This is a genomic window from Flavobacterium sp. 40-81 (assembly GCF_001898245.1).
GTDB classification, from domain to species: domain Bacteria; phylum Bacteroidota; class Bacteroidia; order Flavobacteriales; family Flavobacteriaceae; genus Flavobacterium; species Flavobacterium inviolabile.
This window is the reverse complement of record NZ_MKTM01000009.1, coordinates 161,161-172,380: the sequence shown is the minus strand read 5'-3', so window position 1 is coordinate 172,380 and position 11,220 is coordinate 161,161. Positions and strand designations below refer to the sequence as shown.

Annotated in this window: 10 protein-coding genes; 7 read left to right on the top strand and 3 right to left on the bottom strand. The window is 40.8% G+C overall.

The annotated features are described in order from the left end of the window. Both BGO42_RS02945 and BGO42_RS02940 read right to left on the bottom strand, forming a co-directional pair. Window positions 1-3,422, bottom strand: a 3,422-nt coding sequence (locus tag BGO42_RS02945; protein WP_502686355.1) for an HYR-like domain-containing protein, incomplete at its 3' end; no start/stop codon positions are given. Window positions 3,423-3,447: 25 nt separating this feature from the next. Continuing rightward, the gene (locus BGO42_RS02940; protein ID WP_177734390.1) at window positions 3,448-3,936 is read right to left on the bottom strand and encodes a hypothetical protein; all 489 of its coding nucleotides are present in this window, start codon (window positions 3,934-3,936) and stop codon (window positions 3,448-3,450) included. A gap of 478 nt (window positions 3,937-4,414) precedes the next feature. Between BGO42_RS02940 and BGO42_RS02935 the strand changes: the two genes are divergently transcribed. The 7 genes from BGO42_RS02935 (at window position 4,415) to BGO42_RS02905 (ending at window position 10,646) form a co-directional block, all read left to right on the top strand. Continuing rightward, window positions 4,415-4,903, top strand: coding sequence for a SixA phosphatase family protein (locus tag BGO42_RS02935; protein WP_177734391.1), 489 nt, complete (start codon window positions 4,415-4,417; stop codon window positions 4,901-4,903). Continuing rightward, on the top strand, window positions 4,900-7,011 hold the full coding sequence (ppk1, locus tag BGO42_RS02930; protein ID WP_273245872.1) for a polyphosphate kinase 1: 2,112 nt from the start codon (window positions 4,900-4,902) through the stop codon (window positions 7,009-7,011). Before BGO42_RS02935 ends, ppk1 begins: the two co-directional genes overlap by 4 nt. 27 nt (window positions 7,012-7,038) lie before the next feature. After that, window positions 7,039-7,929, top strand: a complete 891-nt coding sequence (locus BGO42_RS02925) for a Ppx/GppA phosphatase family protein (RefSeq protein ID WP_177734393.1) — start codon at window positions 7,039-7,041, stop codon at window positions 7,927-7,929. 5 nt (window positions 7,930-7,934) lie between these two features. Continuing rightward, entirely contained in the window at window positions 7,935-8,369 is a 435-nt protein-coding gene (locus BGO42_RS02920) for a GNAT family N-acetyltransferase (RefSeq protein ID WP_273245869.1), read from the top strand. Window positions 8,370-8,401: 32 nt separating this feature from the next. After that, on the top strand, window positions 8,402-8,959 hold the full coding sequence (locus BGO42_RS02915; RefSeq protein WP_177734395.1) for a Crp/Fnr family transcriptional regulator: 558 nt from the start codon (window positions 8,402-8,404) through the stop codon (window positions 8,957-8,959). Between the two features lie 65 nt (window positions 8,960-9,024). Then, window positions 9,025-10,047 carry a saccharopine dehydrogenase family protein gene (locus BGO42_RS02910; RefSeq protein ID WP_273245867.1) on the top strand — a complete coding sequence of 341 codons (1,023 nt, stop codon included), beginning with the start codon at window positions 9,025-9,027 and terminating at the stop codon, window positions 10,045-10,047. 20 nt (window positions 10,048-10,067) lie between these two features. Then, window positions 10,068-10,646, top strand: a complete 579-nt coding sequence (locus BGO42_RS02905) for an NAD(P)H-dependent oxidoreductase (RefSeq protein ID WP_273245865.1) — start codon at window positions 10,068-10,070, stop codon at window positions 10,644-10,646. On the opposite strand, the gene BGO42_RS02900 is transcribed toward BGO42_RS02905, so the two are convergent. After that, on the bottom strand, window positions 10,641-11,147 hold the full coding sequence (locus tag BGO42_RS02900) for a DUF8439 domain-containing protein (RefSeq protein WP_273245863.1): 507 nt from the start codon (window positions 11,145-11,147) through the stop codon (window positions 10,641-10,643). The two genes, BGO42_RS02905 and BGO42_RS02900, sit on opposite strands and share 6 nt — an antisense overlap. Window positions 11,148-11,220 lie beyond the last annotated feature (73 nt).

The following is an 11,220-nucleotide window of genomic DNA, read 5'->3' as shown; positions in this document are numbered from 1 at the left end:
ACAGGAGGAACGGTATCGCTAACGCTAAAGGTTGCCTGGGTAGTGGCTTTATTGCCACAGGCATCAGTAGCGGTAAAAATCACAACAACGCTTTGCGAACAGTTATTGGTTACCGGACTAAAGTTGTTGGTCCAGGTAACGGTACTGCAATTATCATTAGCGGTAGCGCCACCATTGGAGTTCAGCCAGTTTTGTAATTGGGTCTGATTGCCCTGACCATCACAACTCACCGCTAAGTTTTGCGCTTGTGCGGTAATGGTAGGCGGGGTGTTGTCCAATACAGTGATAATCTGGTTCTGACTGGTAGCCGCATTGCCGCAGGCATCGGTTAACGTCCATGTTCTGGTTATGATTTTAGAACCAGGACAGTTGCCATTAGCAACAGCATCTGTATAAGTGGCTTGTAATCCTGTCGAACAATTGTCGGCTTCATTGGTTACATCGCCGGTTACGGCAACAGAGGCATCATAACTACAATTTGCATTGGCATAAATAGTAGTATTGGCCGGAGCGGTAAATGTTGGCGGTACCGTGTCACTGATTGTAATTGTTTGGGATACGGAAGTACTGTTGCCACACGCATCGGTAAAGGTCCAGGTACGTAAAACAGAGTAGTTTCCGGCACAGTTTCCAAAAGTTGTCGCATCAACACCAGCCACATTAATATCATTATCACAGCCGTTTGTTGCTGTTAAATTGATCATTGCCGGAATCTGGCTTCCGCAGCTTAAGGTAATATTAGCAGGTGGAGCCGGGGCAACGGGTGGAGTAGTATCTTTAATGGTTATCTGCTGAACAAAATTCAGATTGGTCACACAGGAACTATTGATTGTAAAAGTTCGGGTAATCACTAACGGACAAGAACCGGATTTTGTATCAACATACGAAATTGTATAGCTCATAGACTGGTTGGTTGTTGTACCGCCGGCTGCTAAAAATTGGGCTAACGTTATTGTAACCGGTGTTTCGCTATAGGCAAGTCCTGTTATCGCATTGGTACTACAGCCTTCCAAAGTATAATTTGCAGGTCCGGTTAAAATAGGGCTTGCCGTTACAGTAATTTTAAAGGTATAGTAACATCCCGTATTTCCCGGAGGCACACCATAATAGGTCTGGGTTCCTAAAGTTGCAGGAAATGGGTTGGATGAGGTATATTCTATAGCATTTGCCGTAACCGGATACTGATTATAAAACCGTGTTCCCGGAGGAAAAGCACTGCTTATTTGTGAAACAGCGATACTTCCGTTACTGTTACAAAAGGTAAAGGCTATTTGAGTAGGCGTATTCTGGCAATGCTGACTAACAAAGTTCTGTGAGTCGATATTGACTGTCAACGGATCGGTGAGGGGTTCGCCCTGGCACATACCGGAAGACGTATACCCCTGAATAAAAGGTTTGGTATTTATCACCACACCGGAAATTGCTCCTACACCATTGATATAGCCATAAATAATGGCGGCAGGATGGCAATTCGGATTGGTTAGTATACTACAATCTTCGGTAACTTTTAATTTAAAGGTCAATTCGCCTAAAACATCATTTGGATTTGGAGGTAAGGGTAGTGTGCCGATATTCCATATTACGGAACCATTTGCTCCCTGTGAAGGATCAAAAGATACCGCATTTGGAGTAGGCGCCGGGCTAAACAGTATCGTACCGTTCGCACTGCCGGCAACATAAGTGGTTGTAAAAGGAATCGGGATTTTTACGACGGCATTGTTAATGGCTTCCGTACCCTGATTCTGCACTTTTATTTTATATTCGATCTCCTGGCCGGGTAAAACACTCAACGGGCCAGGGCCTGCCGGAACACCATTAATCGTAAGTACTGAAGCGATTCCTTCAGGATCCGGAACATAAGCATCTACCGCCATGGCGATGGTGTAAATAACATAGGTATCCTGAGTGGAACCGTAACGGAATTTTGTAGCCGTTTGATTATTGGTAATAACAGCATTACCCGCGTTCGGGATGTTAAACATACTGATGTCGAGCCCTGTATTGTTAAGCAGGTTCGGATTCCGGGTATTACCGCCGGTTTGTATGGAGGAATTAAAAAAGTTTCCGGTAGTGTTTCCGCTGTGGTTTAAATCCAGCCAGCTGTTGTCACTTTGTTTCTGGATACTAAAATAGTCCCCGCTGATACCACGGTCGCCTTCACCGGCCATTAAACCTAATTTTAAGTTTACCGGACCGGCCTGAACAGTGTTAAAACCGGAAACCGGCAATTCGAAATTGGTTACCGTATTTCCCTGTACATAAGCATGACCGTCAAATAAGGTAATATCTCTCCATTTCATTTTGGAATTTTCATAGATCACGACAATTCCCCAGCCGCCGTAATAACCGGTAGAACCACCATTGCCTTCAATCATGGCCACATCGGCTACCGTATAATTACCCAAACCGTATTGGATCACATAATCGGTTATTTCGGCATAAGCCGAATACATAAAACCGTCGGATGACTGCGGATAATAAATATCGTTGGTGTTGGCCGTAACCGGAGTATAGCCGGGAGCTCCCGGACCTTTAATGGAAACGACTCTTTTGTCAAAATTTTTGGTTACCGATACTGTAGTTGGAATGGTTCCGGTTACATTGGTATAGGCAAACGAAGTCGACTGGTATTCTGAGGTCGATCTGTTTTGTCGGGAATCCCTGTCCAGCGCATTTACCGTTAAAGTAATACCGCCGGATTCGGTATAAATCGTAACCGGATCAAAAGAAACACTTCTGGTATTTCCGGAATTGGTTACTACCTGATTGGTCGGATTGATCCAGCTGCCGCTATTCACTCTGTAGCGGATATACGGACTGGAATTCTGGAACTCAAACTGAACATTATCGCCGTTTCCGGTAAATTCATAGCGGGTATAGTAGCTATTGCTGCTTCCCTGACGGGTCACTGCCATTGAATACTGGGTGTTCGTAATGCTGTTGTTGTGTCCTACTGTCTGATTATTATTAACTACCTGTGGTGTTCCGGGAACATTTTTAGTAACAGAAAAAGTATCCGGACTGCTGCTGCCGTTGGAAGCTCTTCCGGACCAGTACAAACCTGCATAGATAATTTTGGAACAGCTTGGAATCGCGCCGTTTTCTGTTGAAAATGTCAAAGTAGCCGATGAGGAATTGAACGTATTCGAATCGCTGTCCACATCAACATACTGCATGTCATTATTACTGTTGGCCGTTTCATCTCCATAATTTACCAGCGTCAGATTGGTATTTCCAATCATCGTGAAATCGCCCTGAATGCTGTAAATTTTTCGGGTTGGAGAATATTGAGAAGCTCTTTGTGTAAAAGGAACTTTTACCTGCGAAAACGTCTCAATTGAAGAAATCATAAGCAGCAACAGCAATAGGAAACCCAGGCTGTTTGCCGTTTTGATCTTATTTTGATGAGTAAAGTTTTTCATAATCATAGTGTTTATTATAAAACCTTTAACTTGGAATAGAGATGGAATAAATGATTAAATAATCCGTACGATTATTCAGGAAAAGTCTTTTGATGTAATCTTCATTACATTTAAAATCACAGATGATATGGATGTATTTAAGATTCTTAAATTTTCCCAGCTGCGTCAGGTCAATTTTAGAAGCATCATTTACACTGATTTTAATGGTCAGCATTTCGAGTAATGCTGTGTTGTCCATCGTTAACAGCTGTTGGAGCGACCGGACATCTACTTCTGCGCTGGAAATATGCCCCTGGGACAGATCTTTCGTTTTACCGTTCAGAAGATAGAGTTTGGGATGCAGATCTTTTAAAAATGATTTCACCAGATCATAATTAAAACCTGTTTCATTTTTTCCACTTCTATATCCGTCATTCATTAAAGCTTCGTAGGATATAAAAGTCTGGGCTTGCCCAATTTCTGCCGTGAGGAAAAGCAGAAAGAATACTACTTGATAACATTTAAAAGGGTTCATGATCAAATATTTAATTAAATTAGTTTCAGAAAAAAAAGCATAGGAAGTCCCGGGGCGATAAAATCATGCTGTTTTAACACCTGTAGAAAAACCGAAATGTAAAGTCATGGAATAGTTTGCTCGTTTCTGGCAAGCAAAAACAATTGTAGACTCAACTGGTAAGTTAAAAGATTTGGAAAGTGGAATTTACAATAGCGCAAATAGCCATTGCAGTCTAAATACCGTTTTGTGAAAAAGTATTAATGATCGTAAAGTATTATAGTGGTATTTTAACTTTAAAACCAAAAAATAGCTATTTTTTTTAATAAAACTGTATTTTGACAAGACTAAAGTATTTAAATAAAACGGGAGGACATTATTTTCGTAGGGTTTTTCGATTAAACTACTTTTTTTATCTGTGAATTAACATTTTTTTGATACTCTTTGACTGGCATTTTTCCTTTTTTTTGACTTACTTTATAGAATAAATAGTCTGATCATGAAAAATTTAATTCTCATTCGTCATGCAAAATCAAGCTGGGATACCCCATCAAGAGATATTGACAGACCAATCTCCAAAAGGGGGATTAATGACGCTAACATAATTTTTAGTCAGGTAACAAAATTTTTGCCCAAGACCTTTTTAGTATGGTGCAGTGTTGCAAAAAGAGCAAAGGAAACCGCCATGATCTTTTCACAGAACATTTCCATTCCCTACGAAAATGTAATTCTGAAAGATGATTTATACACTTTTGACGGTAAGAATCTGGAATCCGTTATAAAAAAATGTGAAAACAGATTTGACAGCTTAATTCTTTTCGGACATAATGAGGCAATCACAGATTTTGTTAATAAATTTGGAGACCTTTATATCGAAAACGTTCCTACAGCAGGCTTCGTATCCATTTCATTCGAACAGGATAGTTGGGATTCGATACATAAAGGGAAAACAATAAAAACCTTATTTCCAAGGCAATTAAAAGTATGACATCCCACGAAAACAGATATATAGACAGAGAAAAAAGTTGGCTTGCCTTTAATGCAAGAGTTTTACAAGAAGCAGCAGATGAAAGTGTTCCCTTATTAGACAGACTTCGGTTCTTAGGAATATTTTCGAATAATTTAGATGAATTTTTCAGAGTACGTTATGCTGCCATACGCCGCTTAAGTATGGAAGGCATATCGGGTGAAAAGATTCTTGGCGGAATTTCGGCCCAACAGTTACTTAAAGATATTACCGAGATTGTTATCGAACAGCAATCCGAAAGCTTACGGATTTTGAGCGTTATTGAAAAAATGCTTGAAAAAGAAAATATCTTTATCATTAACGAAACGGAAATCAACAAGGAACAGCAAAACTTTATCAAAGAATTCTTTATCCAGAAAGTAAGTCCGGAACTGGTTACCATTATCCTGAACGATCTGGATGAATTTCCATTGCTGAAAGATACCTCCGGTTATTTGGCGGTTAAGCTCGTTATGAAAACAAAAGAGCATTCTGTTTCTGACGACATCATTCAAAAGAATGAAGTGCGTTATGCCGTAGTGGAAATCCCGAAAACCATTAACCGTTTTGTGGTATTGCCGTCCAGCAGCGACAAGCAGCACATTATCCTTCTGGATGACGTGATCCGTTACAACCTGCACGGAATTTTCAATATTTTCGATTATGAAAGTATTTCGGCACACATGATTAAGATCACCCGTGATGCGGAACTGGATATCGATTCCGACTTAAATAAAAGCTTGATCGAAAAGATATCAACCAGTGTAAAAGACAGACGAATAGGCGAGCCGGTAAGATTCGTATACGACCAGTCTATCGATAAAGATACCTTGGCTTTTTTCCTGACGCGAATGAAGATCGATGCTACGGACAGTCTTATTCCCGGCGGACGTTACCACAACCGACGCGATTATATGGACTTCCCGAATTTAGGTCGTTATGATCTATTATTCCGCCAAAATCCGCCGTTGCCGGTTGTAGGACTAAGCCTTGAAGGAAGCATACTGGAACGAATCAAACAAAGGGACTTTTTGGTCAATGCGCCGTATCAGTCGTTTTCCTATATGATTAAATTCTTAAGGGAAGCCGCGCTGGATCCGAAAGTAAACTCCATTAAAATAACCTTATACCGTTTAGCCAAAAACTCCCAGATAATCAGCTCGTTAATCAATGCGGCCAAAAACGGTAAAAAAGTAACGGTACAAATTGAATTGCAGGCACGTTTTGACGAAGCCAGCAATATTTCCTATGCCGAACAGATGCAAACGGAAGGTATCGAACTTATTTTTGGGGTAAAAGGACTGAAAGTACACAGCAAAATATGCGTGATTGAACGTATTGAACATGGTAAGATATTCCGTTATGGCTTTATTTCCACCGGAAATTTCAACGAATCCACCGCTAAAATATATACGGATGTCACGCTGTTAACCAGTCATCAGCCGATTTTAAGGGATATTAACCGCATTTTCGACTTCTTTGACGTGAATTACCGGGTACACCGTTACAAACACCTGATTGTTTCCCCTCATTATACGCGTTCCAAATTTGTAAAACTCATTGAGCGTGAAATCACGAATGCCCTGGAAGGAAAAGAAGCCTATATCAAGCTGAAAATGAACAGCCTGTCCGATTTTAAAATGATCGACAAGCTTTATGAAGCCAGCCGGGCAGGTGTGAAGATTCAACTGGTGGTTCGCGGTATCTGTTCGCTGATCCCGGGTGTTTTGGGAATGAGTGAAAACATTGAAGCCATTAGTATTGTAGATAATTATCTGGAACATTCCCGTGTGTATATTTTTGGTAATGAAGGCGATCCGGAAGTGTATATCTCTTCTGCTGATTTTATGACCCGTAATCTGGATGCCCGGGTGGAAGTAACCTGTCCGATATATGATGAAGGCATCAAAAAAGAACTGATTGAAACCTTTAATATTGGCTGGAAAGGAAATGTAAAAGCCCGTTTGCATTCTGAAAATCTGGAGAACAAATACCGCAAAAGGCCAAAAGAAAAAATGTTCCGGGCACAATTGGAAACCTATAACTATTATAGAAATCTGATGGAAGTAATCGTTGAAAAGAATCTGTAATTATAGTATTAAAAGACTTTTAAAAGAATGATTTCAATAAAAAAATACGCTGCTATCGATATCGGATCAAATGCCATGCGTTTGTTAATTACCAATATTGTAGAACAGCAGGGAAAAGAAACACAGTTTAATAAAAGCTCCCTGGTTCGTGTTCCGATCCGTTTAGGACAGGATGCGTTTACCGTTGGGGAAATAACGGATGAGAATATTGAACGCATGGTGGATGCCATGAAAGCGTTTAAACTGCTGATGAAAGTCTATAAAGTAGAACGTTATATGGCCTGTGCTACATCGGCTATGCGTGAGGCCTATAACGGCAATGAAGTAGCCGAAATCATCAAGAAAAAAGCCGATATAAAGATCAACATTATCGATGGTAAAAAAGAAGCAAAAATCATTGCTTCATCCGATCTGCGCCATTTTATCAAAACCGACCAGACCTATCTTTATGTAGATGTTGGCGGTGGCAGCACCGAGTTTTCCCTTTTTTCCGAAGGGCAGATGGTCGCTTCCAAATCGTTTAAAAACGGTACCGTACGTTTGCTGAACAATATGGTAAACGATGTGGTGTGGCAGGAAATTGAAAAATGGATCAAAGTACAGACGGAACCGTATGAACATGTTACATTGATCGGATCCGGCGGAAACATCAATAAATTATTCAAATTATCCGGAAAATTACAGGAAAAACCGCTTTCCTATGCCTATGTGAATTCACAATACCAATACCTGAATTCGCTTTCCTATGAACAGCGTATCGCCGAGCTGGGTTTAAATACCGACCGTGCCGACGTGATCATACCGGCGACCAGAATATACCTGAACGCCATGAAATGGAGCGGTGCCAAAAACATTTATGTTCCTAAGATCGGACTTTCAGACGGTATCGTGAAAGCCATGTATTATGACAAAATCTAACAAAAATGAGCCCAACGATAATACAGCCTTCGGCAGCGGATTATAACGAAATTACCGAAGTATGGGAAGCTTCCGTCAGAGCGACACATACCTTTTTAACGGAAAAAGACATACAGTTTTACAAACCGTTAATTTTAAACGAATATTTAAAAGCGGTAAGCCTTTTTTGCACTAAGGAAGGGGATGCCATTACCGGCTTTTTAGGACTTGATAATGACAAAATAGAAATGCTTTTTATCCACCCGGATTACAGAGGGAAAGGAATCGGTAAAACCCTGCTCAATTTTGCAGTTACCGGAAAAAAAGCATCCAAAGTGGATGTCAATGAACAAAACGAACAGGCAGTAGGTTTTTACCAGCATCTGGGTTTTAAAACCGTAAAGAGAGAACCGCTTGATGCTTCCGGCAATCCGTTTCCGATATTGGTCATGGAACTTTAAATAACAGAAGATAACTTTTTCAGCATATACTAATGAAAACGCTATTTAGAACATTGCAAATCCTTTCCGAACCGGAATTGGACATGTTAGATGATGTCGTAACCGAAAGAAGTTTAAAAAAACAGGAGTATTTAATCCGGGAAAATGTGGTTTGTGACGAGATTGTCTTTATCAAATCGGGTGCCTTGCGTTCGTTTTATGTAAACAATGAGGGCGATGAGATCACGAACTGTATCACGTTTGAAAAAGAACTGATGTCGGCATTTTCAAGCTTTATCACCCAAAAGTCAACAGACGAAAACATACAGGCGATATTTGATTCCGAACTGGAAATTCTCCACCGGAAAGACCTGGAGAAACTCTACCAGGAAAATATCAATTGGCAGAAAGTGGGAAGGATCCTGGCCGAATCCCAATATGTACAGCTGGAAAGAAGAATAGCCTCTTTTCAGAAATATACCGGTAAAGAACGCTATAAAGAACTGTTTCAGCAGCATCCCAAATACATTCAGCTCATTCCGCTGCAATACCTGGCGTCGTTTTTAGGAATGACACCCCGTCATTTAAGCCGCATCAGAAAGGCGGTTTAATTATTGGACATTTGTCCTGCCGGAGAGCCTGATCCCTGGAATATTTTTGCAGCAAACAACAATTTATGCAAAAGAATATTTTAGTTATCGGAGGAAACGGACTGGTTGGCAAAACCATTATAAGGATTTTAAAAGAAAGAAATCCGGAGTATAAACTATTTATCGGAAGCCGTAAAAAAAGCGTGCTTTCAAACCAGCTGCAGATTGATGTAAACAACATCAGAACGTTTTCGGTTATACCGGAACACCAGATTGACAGTATTATATTGTGTGTGAACGACAAGCGGAATAATGCCCTGCTGTTTTCAATAGACAACCGGATTGATTATATCGATATTACCAAACCAACCCCCGATCTGGTAGTCGCTTATGATCTGGCCAAAGAAAATAAAGTAAACAACAGAATCGTGTTCAGCTCCGGCTGGATGAGCGGAATTGTAAGCGCCCTGTTGCAGGGTGCCGTTCCGGAAAAAGAAGCAGTTATTTCTGCCGGCCTTTACGTTTATTATTCGGTAAACGATCTGGCAGGGGAGAGTTCGGCTCATTTTATGGCTGAAAATGTTTGCAAACCTTTTGTTCGTTATCAAAACAATCAAACGGTTCAGATCAAGCATTTTTTAGACACGGAATACCATGCCTTTCATTTTGGAATAGGGAAGCGGCAGGTTTATAATTTTGATGTACCGGATTTGTTTATCCTGAATAAAATGGAAAAAGTGCCCACCGTTTCCGTGAAAATGACATACAGTTCCGCCTTTGTAACCCGACTGTTAGGTGCTTTTCAGTATTTGCAGATATTCAACCTGTTATCCCTGCGGGGAAGAAGACTGATTTTCAGTGCCAATGGAAAAGGTGATAAAACCGCTTTTGATATTGTAGTCAATACCACATCCGGTAAACAGACAATCAGTCTGCAAAGCGATAAAGGCCAGGCAGAACTAACCGCTTTTGCAACGGTATTGCATCTGGAAAAGCTCCTGAATAACCCTTTTGAAAAAGGAATTTATTTCAGTCACCAGCTTTACGGGCCGGAAGAGTTCACCACTTTATTAAAGAGCAACAAGACATTCAGTATTATACAATCATAAATAACCATCAGGTAGTAAATATGAAAAAAATAGTTATCATCAACGGACATCCCAATAAAGAGAGTTTCAATTTTGCTTTGGCAGAAGCATATAAAAAAGGAGCGGAGCAATCCAATGCTGCTATAAGTACAATAACCATAGCCGAATTGAATTTCAATCCCAACTTAGCATTCGGCTACCAAAAGCGTATGGAAATGGAACCGGATCTGCAAGCCGCCTGGCAAAAAATAAAAGAAGCCGACCACCTGGTTTGGGTCCATCCCGTTTGGTGGGGCGGATTACCGGCTGTTACAAAAGGATTTATCGACAGGGTCTTTTTACCGGGTTTGGCTTTTCGTTACCGTGAAAATTCGGTATGGTGGGACAAACTTTTAAAGGGAAAAACAGCCCATATCATTACCACACTGGATCAGCCGGGCTGGTATTACCGGCTTGTTTACGGCAGGCCAAGCGTTAATCAGCTAAAAAAGACCGTATTGGAATTCTGCGGTGTAAAACCGGTCAGGGTAAGTTATGTGGGAATAATCAAAACTTCAGAAAAGGCACAGCGCGAAAAATGGCTGCAACAGGTTTTTGAAATGGGACGCAAACAATTATAAATCAAGATCGAAAGTCTTGCGCAACAATTCCAATGCCGGATTGATCGCTTTAAGCTTATCGAATTTTTCCTGGGTGGTAAAAGCATATTTTGTTTCTACCACTTCGTTTACATGTACGTCAATAACAATATCGTGATTGTGTAGTTTTCCTCTCAGGTAACCCAGTAATTCGATTTTATTGTTGTCGAAATCCACTTTGGAACCTTCGTTGGGCAGTTCCAGGCGAATGGTTGTTCCATGCAGAACAGGATCGTTGATCTGCATATAGGTTGCCATGATCTTCTGACCGCTGTCGCTTAATCGCTGTGCAAACTTATTCCATTGCAGCAACATATCTGTTTCTGTAAAAGCTTCTTTGGGTAATTCGTCGTGTTGCTTAACAGAAGCCCTTTGCATGGCTTCCTGTTCCCGTTTGGCTTTGATACTGGATAATGAAAAAGCAGACACTTTTCTTTCTGCCTGTCCATCCGGGCTGCTAACCGGTTTAATTTCCGGTGCCACAGCTTTAACGGTCTGCTGTTCGGGTTGTGGCGGCGAAACGGCTTCGGTGTTTACAACCGGCGCTGTAGTGGCT

Excerpts from the sequence above, each read along its gene's own strand:
- BGO42_RS02940 (WP_177734390.1), bottom strand. The coding sequence starts at position 3,936 with ATGAACCCTTTTAAATGTTATCAAGTAGTATTCTTTCTGCTTTTCCTC.
- BGO42_RS02935 (WP_177734391.1), top strand. The coding sequence starts at position 4,415 with ATGAAAAATTTAATTCTCATTCGTCATGCAAAATCAAGCTGGGATACC.
- ppk1 (WP_273245872.1), top strand. The coding sequence starts at position 4,900 with ATGACATCCCACGAAAACAGATATATAGACAGAGAAAAAAGTTGGCTT.
- BGO42_RS02925 (WP_177734393.1), top strand. The coding sequence starts at position 7,039 with ATGATTTCAATAAAAAAATACGCTGCTATCGATATCGGATCAAATGCC.
- BGO42_RS02920 (WP_273245869.1), top strand. The coding sequence starts at position 7,935 with ATGAGCCCAACGATAATACAGCCTTCGGCAGCGGATTATAACGAAATT.
- BGO42_RS02915 (WP_177734395.1), top strand. The coding sequence starts at position 8,402 with ATGAAAACGCTATTTAGAACATTGCAAATCCTTTCCGAACCGGAATTG.
- BGO42_RS02910 (WP_273245867.1), top strand. The coding sequence starts at position 9,025 with ATGCAAAAGAATATTTTAGTTATCGGAGGAAACGGACTGGTTGGCAAA.
- BGO42_RS02905 (WP_273245865.1), top strand. The coding sequence starts at position 10,068 with ATGAAAAAAATAGTTATCATCAACGGACATCCCAATAAAGAGAGTTTC.